Source organism: Leclercia sp. LTM14 (assembly GCF_023736175.1).
Taxonomy (GTDB): Bacteria; Pseudomonadota; Gammaproteobacteria; order Enterobacterales; family Enterobacteriaceae; genus Enterobacter; species Enterobacter barmai.
The window spans coordinates 587,736-608,540 of record NZ_JAIKTT010000002.1; the positions used below are offsets into that span (position 1 = coordinate 587,736).

25 protein-coding genes are annotated in these 20,805 nt (G+C 58.5%); 13 read left to right on the plus strand and 12 right to left on the minus strand.

The window, feature by feature from the left end; genetic code table 11:
- Window positions 1–181 precede the first annotated feature (181 nt).
- The 6 genes from K5I40_RS07260 to K5I40_RS07285 all read left to right on the plus strand — a co-directional run bounded on the left by K5I40_RS07260 (window position 182) and on the right by K5I40_RS07285 (window position 6,269).
- Window positions 182–1,420, plus strand: coding sequence for an MFS transporter (locus K5I40_RS07260; protein WP_039029125.1), 1,239 nt, complete (start codon window positions 182–184; stop codon window positions 1,418–1,420).
- A 74-nt stretch (window positions 1,421–1,494) separates the two neighbouring features.
- Window positions 1,495–2,817, plus strand: a complete 1,323-nt coding sequence (gene hisD / locus K5I40_RS07265; protein ID WP_223074185.1) for a histidinol dehydrogenase — start codon at window positions 1,495–1,497, stop codon at window positions 2,815–2,817.
- 3 nt (window positions 2,818–2,820) lie between these two features.
- Window positions 2,821–3,585: an SDR family NAD(P)-dependent oxidoreductase gene (locus K5I40_RS07270; RefSeq protein ID WP_223074186.1), complete on the plus strand. Its 765-nt coding sequence runs from the start codon at window positions 2,821–2,823 to the stop codon at window positions 3,583–3,585.
- 8 nt (window positions 3,586–3,593) lie between these two features.
- The gene (locus K5I40_RS07275; protein ID WP_251929577.1) at window positions 3,594–4,310 is read left to right on the plus strand and encodes an alpha/beta fold hydrolase; all 717 of its coding nucleotides are present in this window, start codon (window positions 3,594–3,596) and stop codon (window positions 4,308–4,310) included.
- Window positions 4,303–5,091 carry an HpcH/HpaI aldolase/citrate lyase family protein gene (locus tag K5I40_RS07280; RefSeq protein ID WP_223074188.1) on the plus strand — a complete coding sequence of 263 codons (789 nt, stop codon included), beginning with the start codon at window positions 4,303–4,305 and terminating at the stop codon, window positions 5,089–5,091. The genes K5I40_RS07275 and K5I40_RS07280 overlap by 8 nt, the downstream gene beginning before the upstream one ends.
- An 11-nt stretch (window positions 5,092–5,102) precedes the next feature.
- Window positions 5,103–6,269, plus strand: a complete 1,167-nt coding sequence (locus K5I40_RS07285) for a cupin (protein WP_223074189.1) — start codon at window positions 5,103–5,105, stop codon at window positions 6,267–6,269.
- Between the two features lie 40 nt (window positions 6,270–6,309).
- Here the strand turns inward: K5I40_RS07285 and K5I40_RS07290 are convergent, their stop codons facing one another.
- Window positions 6,310–6,945 carry a carbonic anhydrase gene (locus K5I40_RS07290; protein ID WP_138368814.1) on the minus strand — a complete coding sequence of 212 codons (636 nt, stop codon included), beginning with the start codon at window positions 6,943–6,945 and terminating at the stop codon, window positions 6,310–6,312.
- Between the two features lie 43 nt (window positions 6,946–6,988).
- Entirely contained in the window at window positions 6,989–7,807 is an 819-nt protein-coding gene (locus tag K5I40_RS07295; protein ID WP_223074190.1) for an MBL fold metallo-hydrolase, read from the minus strand.
- Window positions 7,808–7,935: 128 nt separating this feature from the next.
- On the opposite strand from K5I40_RS07295, the gene K5I40_RS07300 reads away from it, so the two are divergent.
- Entirely contained in the window at window positions 7,936–8,076 is a 141-nt protein-coding gene (locus tag K5I40_RS07300) for a hypothetical protein (RefSeq protein WP_223074191.1), read from the plus strand.
- Window positions 8,077–8,160: 84 nt separating this feature from the next.
- Here the strand turns inward: K5I40_RS07300 and K5I40_RS07305 are convergent, their stop codons facing one another.
- The 4 genes from K5I40_RS07305 to K5I40_RS07320 all read right to left on the minus strand — a co-directional run bounded on the left by K5I40_RS07305 (window position 8,161) and on the right by K5I40_RS07320 (window position 10,987).
- Window positions 8,161–8,643 (minus strand): heme-binding protein, encoded by a 483-nt coding sequence (locus K5I40_RS07305; protein WP_223074192.1) that lies wholly within the window; start codon window positions 8,641–8,643, stop codon window positions 8,161–8,163.
- 89 nt (window positions 8,644–8,732) lie between these two features.
- Window positions 8,733–9,344, minus strand: a complete 612-nt coding sequence (locus tag K5I40_RS07310; protein WP_223074193.1) for a response regulator transcription factor — start codon at window positions 9,342–9,344, stop codon at window positions 8,733–8,735.
- Complete coding sequence (locus K5I40_RS07315) at window positions 9,337–10,665, minus strand: sensor histidine kinase (protein WP_223074194.1); 1,329 nt, start codon at window positions 10,663–10,665, stop codon at window positions 9,337–9,339. Before K5I40_RS07315 ends, K5I40_RS07310 begins: the two co-directional genes overlap by 8 nt.
- A 160-nt stretch (window positions 10,666–10,825) precedes the next feature.
- Window positions 10,826–10,987, minus strand: coding sequence for a hypothetical protein (locus tag K5I40_RS07320; RefSeq protein ID WP_072036633.1), 162 nt, complete (start codon window positions 10,985–10,987; stop codon window positions 10,826–10,828).
- Window positions 10,988–11,224: 237 nt separating this feature from the next.
- On the opposite strand from K5I40_RS07320, the gene K5I40_RS07325 reads away from it, so the two are divergent.
- Genes K5I40_RS07325 through K5I40_RS07340 form a run of 4 tightly spaced genes read left to right on the plus strand, consistent with a single transcriptional unit; the run spans window position 11,225 to window position 14,307 of the window.
- A complete protein-coding gene (locus K5I40_RS07325) occupies window positions 11,225–12,043 on the plus strand; it encodes an ABC transporter substrate-binding protein (protein WP_138368810.1) in 819 nt (272 codons plus the stop codon).
- Between the two features lies 1 nt (window position 12,044).
- A complete protein-coding gene (locus tag K5I40_RS07330; RefSeq protein WP_223074195.1) occupies window positions 12,045–12,860 on the plus strand; it encodes an amino acid ABC transporter ATP-binding protein in 816 nt (271 codons plus the stop codon).
- Window positions 12,860–13,627 (plus strand): amino acid ABC transporter permease, encoded by a 768-nt coding sequence (locus K5I40_RS07335; RefSeq protein ID WP_223074196.1) that lies wholly within the window; start codon window positions 12,860–12,862, stop codon window positions 13,625–13,627. The genes K5I40_RS07330 and K5I40_RS07335 overlap by 1 nt, the downstream gene beginning before the upstream one ends.
- Window positions 13,621–14,307 (plus strand): amino acid ABC transporter permease, encoded by a 687-nt coding sequence (locus tag K5I40_RS07340; protein WP_223074197.1) that lies wholly within the window; start codon window positions 13,621–13,623, stop codon window positions 14,305–14,307. The genes K5I40_RS07335 and K5I40_RS07340 overlap by 7 nt, the downstream gene beginning before the upstream one ends.
- On the opposite strand, the gene fumD is transcribed toward K5I40_RS07340, so the two are convergent.
- The 5 genes from fumD to K5I40_RS07365 all read right to left on the minus strand — a co-directional run bounded on the left by fumD (window position 14,288) and on the right by K5I40_RS07365 (window position 17,533).
- The gene (fumD, locus tag K5I40_RS07345) at window positions 14,288–14,497 is read right to left on the minus strand and encodes a fumarate hydratase FumD (protein WP_032617775.1); all 210 of its coding nucleotides are present in this window, start codon (window positions 14,495–14,497) and stop codon (window positions 14,288–14,290) included. The genes K5I40_RS07340 and fumD overlap by 20 nt on opposite strands.
- Window positions 14,498–14,602: 105 nt before the next feature.
- Complete coding sequence (locus K5I40_RS07350) at window positions 14,603–15,415, minus strand: MetQ/NlpA family ABC transporter substrate-binding protein (protein ID WP_039029111.1); 813 nt, start codon at window positions 15,413–15,415, stop codon at window positions 14,603–14,605.
- A 28-nt stretch (window positions 15,416–15,443) separates the two neighbouring features.
- Entirely contained in the window at window positions 15,444–16,112 is a 669-nt protein-coding gene (locus K5I40_RS07355) for a methionine ABC transporter permease (RefSeq protein WP_223074198.1), read from the minus strand.
- Complete coding sequence (locus K5I40_RS07360; RefSeq protein WP_039029110.1) at window positions 16,105–17,127, minus strand: methionine ABC transporter ATP-binding protein; 1,023 nt, start codon at window positions 17,125–17,127, stop codon at window positions 16,105–16,107. The genes K5I40_RS07355 and K5I40_RS07360 overlap by 8 nt, the downstream gene beginning before the upstream one ends.
- Before the next feature lie 163 nt (window positions 17,128–17,290).
- Window positions 17,291–17,533, minus strand: coding sequence for a hypothetical protein (locus K5I40_RS07365; protein WP_223074199.1), 243 nt, complete (start codon window positions 17,531–17,533; stop codon window positions 17,291–17,293).
- Window positions 17,534–17,710: 177 nt separating this feature from the next.
- Here K5I40_RS07365 and pykF point away from each other — a divergent pair, with 177 nt between their 5' ends.
- Both pykF and lpp read left to right on the plus strand, forming a co-directional pair.
- On the plus strand, window positions 17,711–19,132 hold the full coding sequence (gene pykF, locus K5I40_RS07370; protein WP_039029109.1) for a pyruvate kinase PykF: 1,422 nt from the start codon (window positions 17,711–17,713) through the stop codon (window positions 19,130–19,132).
- A gap of 310 nt (window positions 19,133–19,442) precedes the next feature.
- Window positions 19,443–19,679 (plus strand): murein lipoprotein Lpp, encoded by a 237-nt coding sequence (lpp, locus tag K5I40_RS07375; RefSeq protein ID WP_001082307.1) that lies wholly within the window; start codon window positions 19,443–19,445, stop codon window positions 19,677–19,679.
- Window positions 19,680–19,740: 61 nt separating this feature from the next.
- On the opposite strand, the gene K5I40_RS07380 is transcribed toward lpp, so the two are convergent.
- The gene (locus K5I40_RS07380; RefSeq protein ID WP_039029108.1) at window positions 19,741–20,754 is read right to left on the minus strand and encodes a L,D-transpeptidase family protein; all 1,014 of its coding nucleotides are present in this window, start codon (window positions 20,752–20,754) and stop codon (window positions 19,741–19,743) included.
- Window positions 20,755–20,805: the final 51 nt, after the last annotated feature.

Below are 20,805 nucleotides of genomic sequence, written 5' to 3' on the forward strand. Positions count from 1 at the left end.
GTGACAAACGACCTTTACAAAATTGAAACCTTTTCGTAACTTCAATTTTTGAATACGTATGCAGCACAGTTTTCACACCGTCAATTGTACCGGGCAGATTGGGCAGTATCCAAAAGGATTGAGCCGGTAAACGTTGTACTTGGCTGGTTATAACCCATTAATTCTTAAGAGGTTCACAACCATGTTTCGAGCACTGTTACGCCGACCTGAAGCCCGGCTGTTTTTTATCATCAGCGTGTTGTTTTTTATCTGTATTCACAGCATTGATGCGTTTCTGGCCCCGATGATGATCAATCAGGGGATGGAGCCGCAGGTGATGGGGATCATCATGGGGGCCAGCGGCCTCGCCACCCTGCTGATCCGCTTCCCGCTGGGGATTATTTCCGACGTGGTGAAGAGTCGAAAAATCTTTATCCAGGCCGCCCTGGTGCTGCCGATTATCGCCTGGCCGCTGGCCTGGCTGGAGCCGAACGCCATCACCCTGTACCTGGCCAAAGCGGCTGACGGCGTCACCGCCGCCACCTGGGTGCTCTACAACATCCTGTTTATGCGCTACTTTGACCGCAAAGACGCCCCGGCCGCGGTGGCCTTTCTGGCGCTGGCGGGGCCGCTTGGGGTGTTCCTCGGCAACTGCATCGGCGGCCTGTTGATTCACTATTTTGAGAACAACATCGCATTTTTCGTCTCCTGCGTCTCGGCGCTGGTGGCGCTGTTCCTCACCACCCGCATCCGGGATGTGCATGACCCGGTGAAAGCCCCGACCCTGAAAGCCTGTATCGCCGGGGCCCGCCAGCAGCTGGCCGACCGCTCGGTGTGGCTGATTGGTATTCTGGCGACCCTCGTCATCCTGGTGCCTTTTGCCACCCGCGATACGCTGACGCCGATCTACGCTGAGCAGTTAGGCGGGCGTGCCGGGATCTTAACTTTGCTGAGCAACATCCATCTCATCTTCTACGCCCTGGCCATCGCCCTGTGCAGCAGCCTCTTTTACCCGCGCCTGGGGCTGTTGAAGACGGCGGTGCTGGGCATTGTGCTGCAGGTGGTGTCGACCTTTGGCATCCCCTTCACCAGCAATCTGTATGTCATCTATCTGTTGCAGGCGCTGGCCGGCTTCTCCTTCGGAATGGCGTTCGCGGCCTTTATGTCCCTGAGCGTGGTCAACACCACCTCCGATGAGCAGTCCACGCGCATGGGTCTGTTCCAGACCATCTACTCCTGCGGGATGTTTGCCGGGCCGGTGATCATGGGGGTGATGATGCAGCACATTAACCTCTCGTCCGGCTATCTGTTTATTGCTGGCCTGTCGGTTGTGGCGGCGATTGTCACCCCGCTCTCCGTGCGCTGGGTGAATAACCGTAAAATGCCTGCGTCTGCGGAATTATCTATTAACGGTCCACTCGCGCCCGCGCGCGACCAGTAATTTTTAAACACCCATACATTTATCCCGGCCTGCCGGGAGGACAGTCATCATCTTAACTATGCGAGGACGATATTGTGGCTTATATGCTTAAAACCAGTAAACCGGTTCAGGAACGGCAGGATGCGCAGCGACAAATAAGGGAAACGGTAGAGCTTATTCTGGCGGATATAGAAAAACGCGGAAATAAAGCCATTCGCGAATTATCCGTTAAGTTCGACCGCTACGATCGTCAGGATTATCGCCTGAGCGACGCGGAAATTAATGCCTGTATCAATAAACTGAGCCGCCAGGATATTCACGACATCGAATTCGCTCAGGAGCAGGTATTTAATTTCGCCCGGGCGCAAAAAGGCTGTCTGCTCGATCTGGAAATTGAAACGCGTCCGGGCGTGATTCTCGGGCATAAAAACATTCCTATTAATGCGGTGGGTTGTTATGTCCCTGGCGGGAAATATCCCCTGCTGGCCTCGGCGCATATGTCGATTATCACCGCCAACGTGGCGGGCTGCTCGCGCATCGTCAGCTGTGCCCCACCGTTCGGCGGCGAGCCTGCCCCTGCTATCGTGGCAGCGCAAAAAATGGCCGGGGCCACTGAGATCTACGCCTTAGGCGGCATCCAGGCCATCGGCGCGATGGCGCTGGGCACCGATTCGCTGGCCCCGGTGGATATGCTGGTCGGCCCCGGCAACGCCTTTGTGGCGGAGGCCAAACGTCAGCTGTTTGGCCGGGTGGGGATCGATCTTTTTGCCGGTCCGACCGAGACGCTGGTGATTGCCGACGACAGCGTGGATGCTGAAATGTGCGCCACCGACCTGCTGGGGCAGGCCGAACACGGCGTCACCACCCCCGCCATTCTGCTCACCAACTCCATGACCCTTGCCAAAGAGACGCTGCGGGAGATCGAGCGCCTGCTTGAGAAACTGCCTACCGCCGACATCGCCCGTCAGGCCTGGCACGACTACGGGGAGATCATCGTCTGCGACAGCTACGACGAAATGCTCGCCGAAGCCGACCGCATTGCCTCCGAGCACGTGCAGGTGATGACTCACCGCGACGACTGGTTCCTCGCCAACATGACCAACTTCGGCGCGCTGTTCCTCGGACCACGCACCAACGTGGCCTACGGCGACAAGGTGATCGGCACCAACCACACCCTGCCGACGCAAAAAGCGGCGCGCTATACCGGCGGCCTGTGGGTGGGCAAATTCATGAAAACCTGCACCTGGCAGAAGGTACTCAGCGACGAGGCCACCGCCGAGATCGGCAGCTACTGCTCGCGCCTGTCGCTGCTGGAAGGCTTCGCCGGTCACGCCGAGCAGGCCAATATCCGCGTGCGCCGCTACGGTCAGGTGGAGGTGCCTTACGCCACCCCTGCGCCGATCAGAGAGAAGGTATAAGCCATGACCTTTCCTCAGATGCCCTCCTTTAGCCTGCACGGCAAGCGTGCCCTGGTGACGGGCGGCTCCAGAGGGCTGGGGTTCGCCTGCGCCGTCGCGCTGGCCCATGCCGGGGCGCAGGTGTGGATCGCCGCCCGGGATCGCCAGACGCTGGAGGCGGCGACGACCCTCGCCGCCGAGCGCGATCTGCGCCTGCATCCGGTGGTGCTGGATATCACCGATGTCGCCCAGGTTGAGGCCGTAACCGATGCCCTGCCCGCGTTCGATATTCTGGTGAACAGCGCCGGACTGGCGCGCCACGAGCCGTTTCTGGCGGTCAGCGAGGCGAACTTCGATGCGGTTATGGCGATCAACCTGCGGGCCACTTTTTTTGTCAGCCAGCGGGTAGCGGCCCGGATGCGCGAGGCGTGCATTGCGGGTTCCATCATCCACATCTCCTCGCAGATGGGCCACGTCGGCGGGCCGAAGCGCAGCGTCTACTGCGCGTCGAAATTTGCGCTGGAAGGGTTAACCAAAGCCATGGCGCTGGAGCTGGGCGAGGACGGGATCCGGGTCAACACCCTCTGCCCGACCTTTATTGAGACGGCGCTAACCGCCTCGTCGCTGGCTGACCCCGACTTTCGCCGCTACGTGCTGGAGAACATCAAGCTCGGACGCACCGGCACGGTGGAGGACGTGATGGGTCCGGTGGTGTTTCTCGCCTCCGGTGCCGCGGGGATGATCACCGGCAGCGCGCTGATGGTCGACGGCGGCTGGACCGCATCGTGAGGAGCCCCATGGATAACCACGCCCTGCCGCTGGTGCTGATCGGCGGCACGCTCTGTAACCCGCGTCTCTGGCAGCCGGTGCTCGACAGGCTCAACGTCTCTGACGTGCGGTGCGTTACGCTTGCGGACGCTACCTCGGCGGCGCAAGCTTCCCGCTCGCTGCTGAGCGAACTGCCGCCGCGCTTTCTGCTGGCGGGCTTCTCGCTGGGGGCGATTGTGGCGCTACAGATGGTCGCCGACGCGCCTGGGCGCATTGCCGGGCTGGCGCTGCTGTCGGTTAACCCCCTTGCGGATGCGCCAGAAAATGCCGCTCCCCGTCGCGAGGCGGTGCGCGCTGCCCGGCAGCAGGGGCTGACAAACTGGCTCTCCGCCAGCCTGTGGCCGAAGTACGTTGCCCCCTCGCGTGTGGATGACCAGGCCCTGCACGATCTTATTTGTCTGATGGCAGAGGAGAGTGGCCTCGATACGCTCGCCGCCCAGACCGAGATCGCCATTACCCGGCGGGATAATCGCGCGGCGCTGGCCGCCCTCGCCTGCCCCATCATCGTTATCAACGGCCTGCACGATCCCATCTGCACGCCCCATCACCACCAGCGGGTGGCGCAGAGCGCGCCTCAGGTGAAGCTCTTCACCGTCGCCTGTGCCGGGCACTTCACCCTGCTCGAAGCGCCCGACGAGGTTGCCCTCCCGCTACGTCACTGGATCCAGGAGTGTTTACATGCGTAAGAACAGACTCAGGGCAATGCCGGACGGCAGCGCCATCATTAACGGCTGGCTGGCGATCCCGTCGGGCTACAGCGCCGAGATCGCAGGCCATCAGGGCTTTGACGCGGTCACCGTCGATCTTCAGCACGGCATGATCGACTTCGCCAGCGCGCTGTCGATGCTGCAGGCGCTCTCCGCTACCCCGGCGGTGCCGCTGGTGCGGGTCTCCGATAACGACCCGGCGCAGATCATGCGCATGCTGGATGCAGGGGCCTACGGCATTATCTGCCCGATGATCTCCACCCCGGAACAGGCCCGGCGCTTTGTGGCCGCCTGCCGCTATCCGCCGCTGGGCAACCGCTCCTTTGGCCCGGCCCGCGGCCTGCTCTACGGCGGGGCCGATTACCCGCAGCACGCCAACGATGAAATTCTGACCCTGGCGATGATTGAAACCCGTGACGGGCTGGCGAATCTCGATGCGATCCTCGCTACCGAGGGGCTGGATGGAGTATTTATCGGCCCGAACGATCTCTCGTTAACCCTGACCGGCAGCGCCAGCGCCGAATCGCAGCACCCTGAGATGCTGGCCGCCATTGAGCTGGTGGTCAGCCGCTGTCGTCAGTGGCAGAAAATCGCCGGGATCTTTTGTACCTCCGGCGACGCCGCCGCCCGGCGCATCAGCGAAGGTTTTCAGTTTGTCACCCCGGCGAACGATGTCATGCAACTTGGCCGCGCCTCACGCGAGGCTATCGCCCTGGCGCGCGGCAACGCGATCCCTAAACCCGGCGCTTCAGGCTATTAACAGGAGAGAACATGAAAGCACGTCACATTACCCCGGAACTGGCCCGCACCCGTCTGGTTGCCCCTGAAGATATGGTGTCCTGCAATCTGGCCTTTATCGACTGCAAGCTTCCCGGCTCGCACCTGAAACAGAACTACTCCTTTATTGGCCCGGGCGTGACCCAGTCGTCCGCCCAGGTGGTGAATATCCCGGAACCGCACGGCTTTAACATCGGCGCGGCGGCGATGCCAAAAGGGGTGACCAATAACCTGCACCTGCACTTCACCGCCGAAGTGTTTTTGATCCACGAGGGAACCTGGCGCTTTCGCTGGGGCGCCAACGGCGAAAACGAAGCCGAATTCAGCGCCCCGGCTATCCTCTCTATCCCGACCTGGATCTTCCGCGGTTTCACCAACGTCAGTAAAGAAGAGACCTGCGGCATGGTCTACACGGTGCTGGGCGGGAATAACACTGGAGGGATCATCTGGCATCCGTCGATTCTGGCCGCGGCCAGCGAGTATGGTCTCTATCTGAGCAAGGAGAATATGCTTCTCGACGTCAATGCGGGGGATACCCTGCCTGAACCGGAGGGGCTGCTGACCCCGCTGCCGGAGCACGAAATCGCCGCCCTGCGCCACTACTCCGTGGAGGAGATGCGCCAGCGGGCGGTGACCGGGGAGGATCGTCGCTGGTCGGCGGCGGGGTTACTCGATTCGGTGTTGCCGGGCCACGGCGGCGAGATCGCCCCGGTGATCGGCTTTGGCATCAGCCAGGATAAACACGCGGAACCGGCTATCGTTAACCCGCACGGCTTCTCCGTTGAGTGGCTGCGCCTGAAGTCAGATCACGTAGTGGGCCGCCACCTCTGCCCGGACGTGCAGGTGATCATGGTCTTCAAGGGCACGCTGGAGGTGACCTGGAATGAAGAAGGCAAAGAGGTGAGCATTGTCGCCCCTGAGCGTTCGGTTATTTCGATCCCGGCGAACAGCTGGCGGCGCTACCGCGCCCTGGAGGGCGACATGGAGTGCATTCTGACGACGGAAGGCGATCAGCGTAAGCGCGTGTACTGGGATCGGGAGATACTGAAGCAGGCAAGAGCGGCGAACCGCTGTCTGGATCCGGATGGGTTTGTTACGGCAGTGGATCTGTTACCGGAAACGGCGAAGCGCGCGGGGCTGAAGCTCGAAGCGCTGCCGTAAGGAACGTCAGGGCGGGTTACCCCGCCCTGAATTCGGCACGTTACTCGAAGTAAACGCCTGGGTTTTCGGACAGAGAGACGAAGGTTTTGGTCTCTTTATCCAGGGCGCGAATGTCGCCGCTTTCGATATCGTACACCCAGCCGTGCAGGCGAATGGCGTTGTTACGCAGGCCGACCGCGACGGAAGGGTGAGTTTTGATGTTGCTCAGCTGGGCGAAGACGTTCTCCTGCACCATGGCATTCACTTTGTCGGTCGGGTTATCCCAGGTTTTGTTTTCCACGACCGCTTTCGCCGCATCGGAGTAGCGCAGCCAGTGTGAAACGGCTGGCATCGGCTCGAGGTTAGCGTTGTCGGCAATGGCCTTCATCGCGCCGCAGTTAGAGTGGCCGCAGATCACGATGTCGGTAACGCCCAGCGCCACAACCGCGTATTCGATGGTGGCGGACACACCGCCCGGCTCTGGCCCGAACGGTGGCACGATGTTGCCAGCATTACGAATGACAAAGAGCTGTCCCGGCTCCTGCTGGGTGACTAATTCCGGCACCAGGCGGCTGTCAGAACAGGAGATGAACAGCGCTTTGGGATTCTGACTGGACGCCAGACTGCGGAACAGGTCTTTACGTTGCGGAAAAACTTCTTTTTGAAAGCTGAGAAAACCTTCAATGATATGTTGCATAGCAATGTCTCATTTTTTTGTGATTGTACAGGCATGATCGAGATCACGGTTTTTGGAGTTTACCCACCGGCCCCGAGTTCAGACAAGCAATATATTTCTGGACCGACCGCATAACAATCTCCCTCGCATTCCCGGCAATGTTCTGCCCTTCAAAGGCGCCGTAAAGGCGCTCGAAGGGGACGTTTTCCAGCCGCGCGGCGATTTCCGCCACCTCACGTGCCGGCAGCGGGAGCATGTTCGGATAGCTCCACATAAACGACACCGCGTCTTTTCCAGGGGTCACCTGCAGGATATCCCCCGCCAGCAGCGTGCCACCGGCGCGGTTCCAGTGCAGCACCGTTCCTCCGGCAAAATGGCCGCCCAGCCTGTGCAGCGTCACGTCCGGGGCGATCTCAAGCGAGTCCCCTTCCCAGAAGCGCAGCGCCGGGCTGCTTCTCATCACCCACTCGCGATCGCTGGCGTGCAGGTACACCGGGGCGTTAAAGGCCTCCGCCCAGTCCTGCATGGTGGTGTAATAGTGCGGGTGCGAGATGGCGATAGCGTAGATCCCGCCGAGGGCGGTTATCAGCGCGTGGGTAGCAGGATCGAGGTTGGCGATGCAGTCCCACAGCACGTTCCCCTGCGGGGTGCGCAGCAGGATCGCGCGCTGGCTAATGGCAAACGCGGGCACGGTTTTGATCGTTAGCAGGTCGGGTTCGATCTGTTGCCACTTGTTGGTATGGGTGCGGGTCAGGGTGGCAAAATCCACCCACGCCTGGCCCGTTGCGGGCACGTACTGGCGTTCATCGTCGCAGATGGCGCAGCGTTGGGGTTCGCGGGGGGCGTCATAGGACGTGCCGCAGGTTTTACATAAGACGATCATCACTCCTCCTGAGCGCGGGTGAGTCATCAGTATGGCAAGGATTATCCTTATGTGCGCTGGGGTGCCTCATCCCATTCTTTTGCTCTATAATACGACCTGGAACAATAACTGAACAAAGCAGGTAAACGATGGAAATTGATCTCAACAATCTGGTGTTTGACGGGCTGGATGAAGCCGAAGAACGTAACGCTGAACGCCTTGAAGATGCGGATAAAAAAGCGCAGGCGATTATCGCGGACGATGATTGCGGCGACGCCTGCAAGATCTGATGTAAAACGCCGGGTGGCGGCTTGCGCCTTACCCGGCCTACAAAACCGTAGGCCCGTGCAAGCGAAGCGCCGCCGGGCGATTGACTACGACTTCGTCAGGCTTTCAATCGCCTGCTGGGCACAGGCTTCATCCAGATGCCCGCCCGGCGCGCCGCCAATCCCGATGGCGCCAATCACCTCTTCCCCCTCTTTCACCGGCAGCCCACCCGCCAGCAACAGGAAACCCGGGATATCTTTTAAGTTTTGCGCGCCCGCATTGCTCTGGGCCGACTCCATCACTTTCCCCGACGCGTTTTTGGTGCTGAGCGCGGTGAAGGCTTTCATCTCGCTGGCTTTCAGGGTATGTGGACCGGCGTTATCGGTGCGCTGTACCGCTTTGACCACCCCGGCACGATCCACTACCGTGACGCTGACCTGATAATTTTTGGCCGTACAGGCCTGAATCGCTGCGCTGGCTAACGCGTTCGCCTGGCTCAGGGAAAGGCTCTTCTGCGCCACGGACTGTGCGTGCGCCGATACGCTGACCATCCCTGCTACACACACTGCCGCCATCATTAACTTTTTCATCGCACATCCTCTGGTAAGTGGAAACAGATGCAGCGTATCGAAGCGGGCGATGAAATGTTATTCGGTTGACTACGGGGTGATCCTGGTAGTTATACGGATTGTAATTTGTCGTATTCCCGGATGGCCTGCACCAGGCTGGAAACGCCCAGCTTAAGGAACACCGCCGCCCGGTGCGCTTCCACCGTCCGGGGGGAGAGATTCAGCCGGGCGGCGACCTCTTTATTACTGCTGCCTTCCATTAACGCCAGCAGCACTTCATGCTCCCGGGAGGTGAGCTGCTCAAACAGCGTCTTCACCCGTTTCGCCTCATGCCATACCCCCACGCGCCGCTGGCTCTCTGCGAGCGCGGCGGTGATGGACTCGATCAGCTTGTCGGCGTCCAGCGGCTTGGTGAAGAACTCAAACACCCCGTTGTGAAACGCGCGGCGGCAGGCATCAATGGTGCCGTGACCGGTCATCAGGATCACCGGCAGCAGCGGCCACGGCCATTTCCCCTCTTCCAGCCAGGCTAACCCGCCTTTGCCCGGCATGCGCATGTCCAGCAGCAGGCAGCCGGTCAGCTCTTTTCCCGCCTCCTGCGCGGCGCTAAAGGCGGCAATACTCTCAAAGGGCTCCACGCGCCAGTTCATCCCGGAAAAAAGAAACACCAGCGACTCCCTGACTGACGCATCATCATCAATTAACCAGATGACGTTATCCATGAACCTGACTCCCGTGGTGAGCAAACTGCAATCTGATTCTGGCTCCGCCTTCCGGCGCATTGTCCAGCGCGAGCGTGCCGTTCATTCGGGTAACTAAAGACTCCGTTAAGGTCATCCCCAGCCCCGTACCGCCCTCCCGCCCGCTGTAAAAAGGCATAAAGGCGTTGTGGAGTGCTTCCGGGGTAAAGCCCGGTCCGCCGTCGGCGATCTCGACGTGCACACGTTCGCCCTCACGATGGCTGCGGATATGCACCCAGCCCGCCGCGCGGTCCTGCTGGGCCTGAATGGCGTTGCTGAGCAGGTTGTGCAGGACCTGCTCCAGCCACAGCCGGTCGGCGCAGAGGGTTTGGGCATCGGCGGCAAAATCATGGGTAAGGCGAATATGTCTGGCGGTGCGTTCGTGCTCCAGCAGGTTGCCGACGTGCTGCCAGCATTCCGCGAGATCCACTTCACCTAAGGTAACGGCATCCTGGGTAACGTGCTCGCGAAAGCGGGTCAGCAGCTCGCCAATCCGCCGGGTCTGTACCAGCGCCGAGCCCAGGGCCTGGGATACCGCTGCGGGGTTATCCTGATCCAGCTGGCGCTGCGCCCCCTGGATCCAGGTCTGAACCGCCGTCAGGGGCTGGTTGATCTCATGCACGATGCCCGCGGTGATCTCCCCCAGGGTATTGAGCCGGGCGTGTTGATAGTACCAGGCGCGCCGATCGGCATTCTGGCGCTGCTTACGCTGCCAGAGGATCAGCCCCCCTGCCGCCACCACAACAGCCCAGCCGATAAACAGCAGGATAAACGGCAGCAGCGTCACGTTCAGCCACGCCGGTCGGGCGTCGGCCAGCAGCACGAAGGGTTGAGTATGCTGGGGAAATTGCCGTTGCCAGTGCCAGAAGGCGTCCGTGGATGGGGACGGCAAACGGCCAGTAAGATTCAGGGTGATGCGGGTAAACCTGGGCCAGGCATTGATGACCGGCGCGAGGTCGATCAACACCCGGATCTGCCGCCAGGGGTTGTAGAGCCAGTACTGCGTGCCGGACAGGGGTTCAACCCGGGCGGCGTCGAGGGCACGTCCCTGGGTCTTTTGCAGGCCAAGTATCTGCGGGAATTTTTTGCCCAGCGCCGCCAGATCTTCATCGCCATTCAACAGCGGCAGCACCGACTCATTCTGGGTGAGAACCGCGCCGATCTCCGTATACGCCGTGGCAAATTCACGGTCGAGTTCCCAGAACTGGCGGCGGATCAGTTCGGCATACAGCAGCACGCTGCTGAGCAGGCAGAGCATCAGCCAGATCAGAAGCCCACGTTGCAGAAATTTTTTGCTGTTCATTTATTTAACTGGCGCTGGAGGAAGACGCCAGAGACCTTAGCAGGAAGCTAGGCCGGGGACAAAACTTGCGCTGATTTTTGGATGTCAGCGTCCAGAATGGCAGGCGGTGCGGTGAAGAACGCACACCTCATTCCAGTAGGTTTCCCGCACCTGGCGGTGTTCAGCGTGACGTTTTGTCATGGAACCACTCCGGATCGATGTTGGCGATATCCACGCCATACAGGCTGGCTGCCGGCAGAATGGATTCAATAATACGCTGCGCGCTGTTCTCTTCCGATCTTGCGGTAAAAAACCGCCGTAACGTACTCATCAGTTTGCCCATTGCCTTGTCCTCGTTTGCTCAGCCTGAATGCAGTTAACCAGCATTCTGCCCCCCTGAGAAATACCGATTCCGGCAGAGGATTTGCGCCAGACGCAAAAGCAGTTTTCTTTTACAGCCATGTAACACGCTGTTCACTAATGAGTTTTTTCATATAGCAAAGTCAATATTGGCATTTGGCGACCAGTGCCGGTTATGGGAGCGTATGAGGACAAAACAAGAACAGGTGCAGAGGAATTTATGGCAATACACACAAAACGGGCGCTGGTACTGGCTTTACTGGCAGCAGGCGGGATCTTTTCTGCAGAGGTGCAGGCCGACCAGCTGGCGGATATCAAGGCGGCGGGGGTCGTTAAGGTCGCCACCTTCGATGCCAACCCGCCGTTTGGCTCGATAGACGCGAAAAGCCACGAGATCGTCGGCTATGACGTCGATTTTGCTAAAGCGCTGGCGAAAACCCTCGGGGTAAAACTGGAGCTGGTCGCCACCAACCCGGCGAACCGCATCCCGCTGTTACAGTCCGGCAAGGCGGATCTGATCGTGGCCGATATCACCATCACCCCGGAGCGCGCTCAGGTGATTGATTTTTCAACGCCGTACTTTGTTACCGGACAGCAGTTCCTGGTCCCGGCCAGCGGCGCGGATAAACTCGACGCCTACAGCAAGGCGCGTATCGGGGCGGTGAAGGGTACCACCGGGGAGCAGGCGCTGCATCAGCGTTTCCCGCAGTCCCGCGTGCTCTCCTATGACGATATTCCGCTGGCGCTGACGGCGTTGCGCAACGGCAACGTGCAGGCGATCACTCAGGACAGCACCATTCTGGCGGGGCTGCTGGCCCAGGCACCGGATAAGGCGAATTTTAAAATTCTCCCGGACCTGCTGAGTAAAGAGGAGATTGGCGTCGGGGTGAAAAAAGGCGAAACCGCGCTGCTGAAGGTGGTGAACGATGAGCTGGTGAAGCTGGAGAAAAGCGGCGACGCAGCCAAAATCTACGATGTCTGGTTTGGCCCACAGACGCCCTCCCCGCAGCCGCGCGCATTTAAAATAGAAGCCCAGTAATATGCTGTCAGGTCTATTTTCTCGCTCCGCGGCCCGTGCCGCGGATTTTTCATATCTGGAGCAGGCCAGCGTCACCTTTAGTGACGTAGTGAAACGTTACGGCGATCGCCCGGTGCTGAAAGGCATCAACCTCAGCGTGATGCCCGGTGAAGTGGTCGCCATTCTTGGCCCGTCGGGTTCCGGCAAATCGACGCTGATCCGCCTTATCAACCAGCTGGAAGAGCTGACCTCCGGCGACATCCTGATCGACGGGAAATCCACCCGCCAGCTTCCCCGCCAGGCGCTGCGCCAGCTGCGCAGCCGGGTGGGTTTTGTCTTCCAGCAGTTCAATCTGTACAGCCATCTGACGGCGCGGCAAAACATCGCCCTGGCGCTGAAGCATGTTCACGGCTGGCAGCCAGCCGGGGCCGATGCCCGCGCCGACGCGCTGCTGGCGCAGGTGGGGATGGCGGATAAAGCCGACCACTACCCGGAGGCGTTATCCGGCGGGCAGCAGCAGCGGGTGGCCATCGCCCGCGCCCTGGCTTCCTCACCGCAGATCGTTCTGTTTGATGAGCCCACCTCGGCCCTCGATCCCGAGATGATCGGCGAAGTGCTGCTGGTGATGAAAGCCCTCGCCCACAGCGGGATCACCATGATTGTCGTCACCCATGAGATGCAGTTCGCCCGGGAGATTGCCGACCGGGTGGTGTTTATCGACGGCGGACACATTCTGGAAGTGGCTCCCCCGGCGCAGTTCTTTCAGCATCCTGAGCATCCCCGCACGCAGCGTTTTCTACAGAAGGTGCTCAATCCGCTGCATCCGGGAACGTCCTGATGCCCGCCCTCGACTGGCAGGGGGTGCTGACCGGCCAGCCTCTGACGTGGATCCTGTCCGGTTTTCTGACCACCCTGTGGGTGACGCTCGCCGGGATGGCCGTCGCCAGCCTCATCACCCTCGTCTGCCTGGGATTGCGACTCGCCGGAGGCCGCCCTGGCGCAACGATTGTCGCCGTGTGGGTGTCGCTGTTTCGCAATACCCCGCTGCTGGTGCAGTTGCTGTTCTGGTACTTCGCCGCCTGGAACGGGCTCCCGCAGGGTTTTCGCGCCTTTGTGATGGACGATCACAGCTGGTCGGTGCTGCCGGGCCAGGTGTGGTGGTTTACGCCAGAGTTTCTCTGCTCCGCCTGGGGGCTCGGGGTCTTTACCTCGGCGTTTTTGACGGAGGAGATTAGCGCTGGCCTGCGCGCCGTCTCTGCCGGGCAACGCGAAGCCGCCATGGCGCAGGGGTTTTCTGCCTGGCCGCTGCTGCGGCATATTCTGCTGCCGCAGGGGCTGGCCAACGCCTGGCAACCGGTTGTTGGGCAGTATCTCAACCTGATGAAACTTTCGTCCCTGGCCAGCGGCATCGGCTTTGCGGAACTGACCTATCAGGTGCGCCAGATTGAGAGCTATAACGCCCACGCGCTGGAGGCCTTCACCATCGGCACGGTGCTGTACCTGCTCACCGGCGTGGTGATGGGCGTGGTGCTGACCAGACTGGGCCCCGCAAACCGGCGGCGTCAAAACGTCGCCCCAGCCACCCGGAGTGAAGAGAGATGTTAGCCGGACTGAACGTGATTACCGAAAACCTGGACTACCTGCTCTGGGGGCGGGCTGCGGCCGGGGAGCCCGGCGGCGTGCTGCTGACGCTGCTGATGGCCTTCGGCGCTGCGGCGCTGGCGCTACCGGCCGGGGTTGCGCTGGCGGGGCTGGCGTGGCGTTTTCCGGGAGTGATACGCAAAACCCTGTTTGTCTGGGCGGAGATCATCCGCGGCATCCCGCTGATTTTTGTCATCTTCTGGCTGTGGTATCTGCTGCCGCTGATGACCGGCGGCGATCTGCCGGGGGCGCTGACCGTCACCCTGGCGCTGGCGTGGTTTACCGCCGCCGCGGTGATGCACTCGGTGCTGGCCGGGCTGAGGGCATTGCCGAACGGGCAATATGAAGCGGCGCAAGCGCAGGGGTTTGGCGCGCTGCAAACGCTGGGGTTTGTTTTGCTGCCGCAGGCGTTGCGCAACACGCTGCCTTCGCTGCTGGGGATTTTTATCAGCCTGCTGAAGGACACGTCGCTGGCGTTTATTGTCAATGTGCCGGAGCTGACCACCGTGGCAGGCCAGGTGAACAACCGGGTGCAGATTTACCCGGCGGCTATTTTTGTTTTTACCGGTGTGGTCTATTACCTGCTGTGCTGTGGGGTCGAACAGCTGGCAAAACGCTGGCAGCTTAACCGGCCAGCGCTTTAACGACGGTCTCCATCGCCTGGGTGGTCAGTTCACTGCGTTTCACCCGCTGGTTCGCCAACGAGGTGCGCAGTACCCCGGCGATGACAATATGCTTTGGCTCCTGCCCTAGATCCCGCATTTCAAGCACGACTTTGCCTACCACGCGGCACATCTCCTGATACAGCGCTTCGTCTTTGGTTACATTGCCCATGACTTTCACTCCATTGCCTTAAAACGCCAGCTTAATTCATTCATCGCCCGTATACAAAAAAAGCCCGGCGAGGGACCCGCCGGGCTTTAATATCAAGCTGATAAATCAGTTGTTAACCGGGATCACCGCGCCTTTATACTTGGTGCGGATCCAGTCCTGGATCTCTTTGGAGTGCAGGACGTCTACCAGCGCCACGATGTCCTTCTTCTTCTCATCGCCACGGTGGACGGTGATGATGTTGGCGTACGGGTTGTTCTCACCGCTCTCTACCGCAATCGGGTCGTGAACCGGATCCAGACCAGCGTCGATGGCGTAGTTAGCGTTGATGACGACCGCAGCGCCTTCATCGTTGTTGTACATCTGCGGCAGCAGAGAGGCTTCAACGTTCGGGGTGAACTGCAGCTTTTTCGGGTTCTCAACGATATCGCTGATGCGCGCGGTCACTTTGTCGATGCCCGGCTTCAGCTTGATCACGCCCTCTTTCTCGAAGATAGAGAGGATACGACCCTCTTCAGAGACCGCATCACGCATGATGATTTTGCCGCCTTCCGGCAGATCTTTCAGCGATTTGTACTTTTTAGAGTAGATACCGATCGGCTCGATGTGGATCGCACCGGCGCTGACGAAATCGTACTCTTTATCCCCGGCGTGATCTTTCAGCACGCTGTTCAGGTAAGGGATGTGCTGGAAGTAGTTGGCGTCGATGTCGCGACCCGCCAGGGCGGTGTTCGGCAGGATGTAGTCCTGGAACGGTTTGATCTCCAGATCGATACCCTGTTTCGCCAGAATCGGCTTCGCCTGCTCCAGAATTTCGGCGTGCGGCGTGTTGGACGCGCCCACGGTCAGGGTGTCAGCCCAGGAGGCAAAGCTCAGGGCGCTCAGGGTTGCTGCGGCGATCAACGTCAGTGTCTTTTTCATGATGATGGTTCCTGTGTGTTATTCGTGTTTATCTTTTATCTAACAGTGAAGTAATGATGTCGCCGCAGAACTGGATAATGAAAACGATGATCAAAATGGTCACCGTTGCCACCAGCGTGACGTCACCATGGTTGCGCTGGAATCCTTCCAGATAAGCCAGATTTCCCAGACCACCGGCACCAATCACCCCTGCCATGGCGCTGTAGCTCACCAGGGCAATCAGCGTCACCGTGATCCCCGAGACCAGGGCTGGCGATGATTCCGGCAGTAAAACCCGAAAAATTAAGGTATTCAGACGGGCCCCCATCGAGCGCGTCGCTTCGATTACCCCTTTGTCCACTTCACGCAGGGCAATCTCCACCAGACGGGCATAGAACGGCGCGGCACCGACAATCAGCGCGGGCAGTGCGGCGTTCGCCCCGAGGATGGTCCCCACCACGGTTTTGGTGAAGGGGATCAGCAGCACAATCAAAATGATGAACGGGATAGAGCGGAACACGTTCACCACAATCGAAATGACGCTGTAGACCGTGCGGTTGTGGAACATCCCACCACGGGCGGTTAAAAACAGCGCCAGGCCGAGGACCAGACCCAGTACAAAGGTGGCGACGCCGGAGAGCGCCGTCATGTACAGCGTTTCCAGGGTGGCGGCCCAGAGCTGGTCCCATTTCAGGTGCGGGAAGAGATTCTCAGCCATGTTTAATTACCTCGCCTTCAATATCACTGTGCTGCAAATCGGCGAGGATATTGTTCAGTTGTTCTTCCGTTGCCACCACGTGCAGCCAGAGCTGGCCGAATACGCCGTGAGCGGTTTGCGTCATTTTGCCGTGCAGGATGTTAAACGGCAGGCCGTAGCGCAGCGTCAGTTCTCCCACCACCGGCTTATGGGTGCTGTGTCCGGTAAAGGTCAGCTTGATAACGGTGCCTTCCAGATCGTTTGCCAGCTCGGTATTGAAGGTCTCTTCTTCCGCATACTGGCTCACCTGGCGCACAAACTGTTGCGTAATCGGCTGCTGCGGGTGGGTAAAGACCTGCAGCACCTCGCCCTCCTCCACCACTTTGCCGTTTTCCATCACCGCCACGCGGTCGCAGATTTTGCGCACCACGTGCATCTCATGGGTGATGAGCACGATGGTCAGCTTAAAACGACGGTTAATGTCGAGGAGCAGATCGAGGATCTGATCGGTGGTCTGCGGGTCCAGCGCCGAGGTGGCCTCATCGCAGAGCAGCACATCAGGGTTATTCGCCAGCGCGCGGGCAATGCCGACACGCTGCTTTTGTCCGCCGCTCAGCTGAGACGGATAGGCCTGTTCGCGGCCCTTCAGCCCCACCAGCTCAACCAGTTCCGTCACGCGGGCTTTAATTTTGGCCTTTGGCACTCCGGCAATCTGCATGGAGAAAGCGATGTTCTCGCTCACGGTGCGCGACCACAGCAGGTTGAAGTGCTGAAACACCATACTGATTTTCAGCCGCGCCTGGCGCAGGGTTTCGCCTTTCGCCGCCGAGATGTCCTGGCCGTTAATGGTCACGCTGCCGGTGGTCGGTTTTTCGAGGCCGTTAAGCAGGCGGATTAAGGTGCTTTTGCCCGCGCCGCTGTAGCCAATAATTCCATAAATCTGTCCCTGCTCTATCGCCAGGTTCACGTTATCAACGGCCGTCAGCGCCACTTTTCCGTTGTCAAAAATCTTCGAAATATTCCTGAGTACAATCATTATTCGGGTAATCCGTTCGCCTGTGGCGGTTTAGCAGTATGGATGTCCAAATGATAGTAAACAGCCGTTATTAGCTTTTAAATGAATGAAAAGGAATATCTTATAACTTTGAGTGATATGCCGCGCCGCGCGCGGGAAACGCCATAATGCTAATTTTCAGCAATCAATAGTTGAGGAGCGGCAATGGGTAATCGCTATAAAATTGGGGCATTTGCCTTAAGGTTTTTCGCTGCCGCAACATCCGTGCAGCGAACCTTAACGCCTTGATAACAATCCTTTGTGAAACTGCATATAAAATTTTTGAAACGCTGTTTTCATTTTCCTTTTGCGCATCTTTCAGCGTATAATGCGCGCCAAACTCCTGATGAATGGTTTCAGCGCTTGGACTACAAAAAACAACGCACACAACTTACCCTCTCTTCCTGGGCTGAAACACAGGCACACATTCTTCTGCACGCTCAATTGATGTCACCTATCCTTACTGCGTGTCATAAAAAATTTCGCAACACAGGTTTGACTCCGAGGCCCTGCGCCCCCGGAGCGAGAATTCCATATCCTTCCCAACTTAAAGACTAAGACTGTCATGAAAAAGACGAAAATTGTTTGCACCATCGGCCCGAAAACCGAATCTGAAGAGATGCTGACCAAAATGCTGGACGCCGGCATGAACGTGATGCGTCTGAACTTCTCTCACGGTGACTATGCTGAACACGGCCAGCGCATCCAGAACCTGCGCAACGTGATGAGCAAGACCGGTAAAAAAGCAGCAATCCTGCTGGATACCAAAGGTCCAGAAATTCGTACCATTAAACTGGAAGGCGGCAACGACGTTTCTCTGAAAGCGGGCCAGACCTTCACGTTCACCACAGACAAGTCTGTTGTCGGCAACAGCGACATCGTTGCTGTAACCTATGAAGGCTTCACCAGCGATCTGTCCGTCGGCAACACCGTTCTGGTGGACGATGGCCTGATCGGTATGGAAGTCACCGCTATCGAAGGCAAAAACGTTGTTTGTAAAGTACTGAACAACGGCGACCTGGGCGAAAACAAAGGTGTTAACCTGCCGGGCGTTTCCATCGCACTGCCAGCGCTGGCTGAGAAAGACAAACAGGACCTGATCTTCGGTTGCGAGCAGGGCGTTGACTTCGTTGCGGCGTCCTTTATCCGTAAACGTTCTGACGTCGTTGAAATCCGTGAGCACCTGAAAGCCCACGGCGGCGAAAACATCCAGATCATCTCCAAAATCGAAAACCAGGAAGGCCTGAACAACTTCGACGAAATCCTCGAAGCCTCTGACGGCATCATGGTTGCGCGTGGCGACCTGGGCGTTGAGATCCCGGTTGAAGAAGTTATCTTCGCGCAGAAGATGATGATCGAGAAGTGTGTCCGCGCGCGTAAAGTGGTTATCACCGCGACGCAGATGCTGGACTCCATGATCAAAAACCCACGTCCAACCCGCGCTGAAGCTGGCGACGTAGCCAACGCCATCCTCGACGGTACCGATGCCGTTATGCTGTCCGGTGAATCCGCGAAGGGTAAATACCCGCTGGAAGCGGTATCCATCATGGCAACCATCTGCGAACGTACCGACCGCGTGATGCAGAGCCGTCTGGACAACAACAACGACAGCCGTAAGCTGCGCATCACCGAAGCGGTGTGCCGTGGCGCGGTAGAGACTGCCGAGAAGCTGGAAGCCCCACTGATCGTTGTGGCGACCCAGGGCGGTAAATCTGCGAAAGCCGTACGTAAGTACTTCCCGAACGCGACCATTCTGGCGCTGACCACTAACGAAGTGACCGCGCGTCAGCTGGTGCTGAGCAAAGGCGTGGTTCCACACCTGGTGAAAGAGATCGCTTCTACTGACGATTTCTACCGTCTGGGTAAAGAAGTGGCCCTGCAGCTGGTTGAGCGTGGCCTGGCGCAGAAAGGCGACGTAGTGGTAATGGTTTCAGGTGCGCTGGTTCCAAGCGGCACCACTAATACCGCATCTGTTCACGTCCTGTAATAATACCGAACGAATTAATTTGTTTAAAAAGCGTCCTTCGGGGCGCTTTTTTTATTTCCGCTATCAGCCAAACTTATTAAAAAAGCAAATCGGGTTTTTCTATTTAACGGGTACGTTTTCTAAGATGAATCCGATGAAAATTGTCTGTTTTAACACAACATTTTTGACGAAATAGTCAAAACAGGTGTTTCTTTGAGCGAACGATCAAAAATAGGCATATTCCCATCAAAAAAATATTCTCAACCTAAAAAACTTTGTGTAATACTTGTAACGCTACATGGAGATTAACTCAATCTAGAGGGTATTAATAATGAATCGTACTAAACTGGTACTGGGCGCGGTAATCCTGGGTTCTACTCTGCTGGCAGGTTGCTCCAGCAATGCTAAAATCGATCAGCTGTCTTCTGACGTTCAGACTCTGAACGCTAAAGTTGACCAGCTGAGCAACGACGTGAACGCAATGCGTTCCGACGTTCAGGCTGCTAAAGATGACGCAGCACGCGCTAACCAGCGTCTGGACAACCAGGCTACTAAATACCGTAAGTAATAGTACCTGTGTTAATAAAATGGCGCACATTGTGCGCCATTTTTTTTGCCCGCATTTTGCTCTACTGAATCGCCTGCTCCTGCCCACCTTGTGATGCCGCCACCGGCAAGCGCGTGTTCTGCGCCGACAAACCCGTACTGTTCACAGCCTGCCCGGCTCCTGTTGATACCACTACCGGGATACCTGCCCGACGCGACAAGGCTTTATTCACCAGCAGCTTATCGCTGCCGCCCTGTGAGACAAATGACGTAAAGGCGCTGGACTGCGCGATTGACACCGTCTGTGGGTTTTCGCCCTCTACCATCGCCAGCGGACGATGCACTTCAACGTAGCGCTTACCGTCCGGTTCAACCGAGAACTTCACCGGCTCATTGATGATCTGCACCCGCGTACCGACCCGGGTCTGGGCGAAAAGCGCTTTGATATCCGGGGCGTTCATGCGCATACAGCCGGAGCTGACCCGCAACCCGACGCTGTCCGGCGCGCTGGTGCCATGGATCAGGTATTCACCGTTGCCTATGCCCAGACGCAGCGCAAAGCGTCCTAACGGGTTATTAGGCCCTGCGGGTACCACCGGGGGCAGTTTGATACCCTGCGCCAGCGAGCGCGCTCTGATGCCCGCCGTTGGCGTCCAGGTCGGATTCGGGATCTTCTGGCTGATTCGCGTGGTGGACACCGGCGTCTCCAGCCCCAGTTGGCCAATCCCCAGCGGATAGACCTGCACGCTGTTTTCACCCGGCGGATAGTAGTAGAGCCGCAGCTCCGCCAGGTTCACCACAATCCCTTCCCGGGGGGTATCCGGCAGCAGCATCTGCGACGGAATGGTGATGACCGTTCCCGGCGCCGGATAAACCGGGGCGATGGTATTATTGGTTTCGAGTATTAAATGCGCAGCGGTATTAAACCGACGCGCGATTGCCTGCAGGTTATTATCACCTTCCTGAACAATATACGTCTGGTTTTGCCCGATAAGCCGGCTGCCCGCCGGTGGCAAAGGATAATCCACCGCCCAGGCGCTATTAAGCGCGCTAAGCGAACCAAAAAGAATGAGAGTTAATAGAGACGCGCGCTTCATACTGAGATTCCTTATTCACTGACGGATCGTCAGAAAGCTGAAAAATCCGCG

What these genes read in the sequence shown, in the direction of transcription:
- K5I40_RS07260 (WP_039029125.1), top strand. Translation starts at nt 182, where the DNA reads ATGTTTCGAGCACTGTTACGCCGACCTGAAGCCCGGCTGTTTTTTATC.
- K5I40_RS07270 (WP_223074186.1), top strand. Translation starts at nt 2,821, where the DNA reads ATGACCTTTCCTCAGATGCCCTCCTTTAGCCTGCACGGCAAGCGTGCC.
- K5I40_RS07275 (WP_251929577.1), top strand. Translation starts at nt 3,594, where the DNA reads ATGGATAACCACGCCCTGCCGCTGGTGCTGATCGGCGGCACGCTCTGT.
- K5I40_RS07280 (WP_223074188.1), top strand. Translation starts at nt 4,303, where the DNA reads ATGCGTAAGAACAGACTCAGGGCAATGCCGGACGGCAGCGCCATCATT.
- K5I40_RS07285 (WP_223074189.1), top strand. Translation starts at nt 5,103, where the DNA reads ATGAAAGCACGTCACATTACCCCGGAACTGGCCCGCACCCGTCTGGTT.
- K5I40_RS07290 (WP_138368814.1), bottom strand. Translation starts at nt 6,945, where the DNA reads ATGCAACATATCATTGAAGGTTTTCTCAGCTTTCAAAAAGAAGTTTTT.
- K5I40_RS07295 (WP_223074190.1), bottom strand. Translation starts at nt 7,807, where the DNA reads ATGATCGTCTTATGTAAAACCTGCGGCACGTCCTATGACGCCCCCCGC.
- K5I40_RS07300 (WP_223074191.1), top strand. Translation starts at nt 7,936, where the DNA reads ATGGAAATTGATCTCAACAATCTGGTGTTTGACGGGCTGGATGAAGCC.
- K5I40_RS07305 (WP_223074192.1), bottom strand. Translation starts at nt 8,643, where the DNA reads ATGAAAAAGTTAATGATGGCGGCAGTGTGTGTAGCAGGGATGGTCAGC.
- K5I40_RS07310 (WP_223074193.1), bottom strand. Translation starts at nt 9,344, where the DNA reads ATGGATAACGTCATCTGGTTAATTGATGATGATGCGTCAGTCAGGGAG.
- K5I40_RS07315 (WP_223074194.1), bottom strand. Translation starts at nt 10,665, where the DNA reads ATGAACAGCAAAAAATTTCTGCAACGTGGGCTTCTGATCTGGCTGATG.
- K5I40_RS07320 (WP_072036633.1), bottom strand. Translation starts at nt 10,987, where the DNA reads ATGGGCAAACTGATGAGTACGTTACGGCGGTTTTTTACCGCAAGATCG.
- K5I40_RS07325 (WP_138368810.1), top strand. Translation starts at nt 11,225, where the DNA reads ATGGCAATACACACAAAACGGGCGCTGGTACTGGCTTTACTGGCAGCA.
- K5I40_RS07330 (WP_223074195.1), top strand. Translation starts at nt 12,045, where the DNA reads ATGCTGTCAGGTCTATTTTCTCGCTCCGCGGCCCGTGCCGCGGATTTT.
- K5I40_RS07335 (WP_223074196.1), top strand. Translation starts at nt 12,860, where the DNA reads ATGCCCGCCCTCGACTGGCAGGGGGTGCTGACCGGCCAGCCTCTGACG.
- K5I40_RS07340 (WP_223074197.1), top strand. Translation starts at nt 13,621, where the DNA reads ATGTTAGCCGGACTGAACGTGATTACCGAAAACCTGGACTACCTGCTC.
- fumD (WP_032617775.1), bottom strand. Translation starts at nt 14,497, where the DNA reads ATGGGCAATGTAACCAAAGACGAAGCGCTGTATCAGGAGATGTGCCGC.
- K5I40_RS07350 (WP_039029111.1), bottom strand. Translation starts at nt 15,415, where the DNA reads ATGAAAAAGACACTGACGTTGATCGCCGCAGCAACCCTGAGCGCCCTG.
- K5I40_RS07355 (WP_223074198.1), bottom strand. Translation starts at nt 16,112, where the DNA reads ATGGCTGAGAATCTCTTCCCGCACCTGAAATGGGACCAGCTCTGGGCC.
- K5I40_RS07360 (WP_039029110.1), bottom strand. Translation starts at nt 17,127, where the DNA reads ATGATTGTACTCAGGAATATTTCGAAGATTTTTGACAACGGAAAAGTG.
- pykF (WP_039029109.1), top strand. Translation starts at nt 17,711, where the DNA reads ATGAAAAAGACGAAAATTGTTTGCACCATCGGCCCGAAAACCGAATCT.
- lpp (WP_001082307.1), top strand. Translation starts at nt 19,443, where the DNA reads ATGAATCGTACTAAACTGGTACTGGGCGCGGTAATCCTGGGTTCTACT.
- K5I40_RS07380 (WP_039029108.1), bottom strand. Translation starts at nt 20,754, where the DNA reads ATGAAGCGCGCGTCTCTATTAACTCTCATTCTTTTTGGTTCGCTTAGC.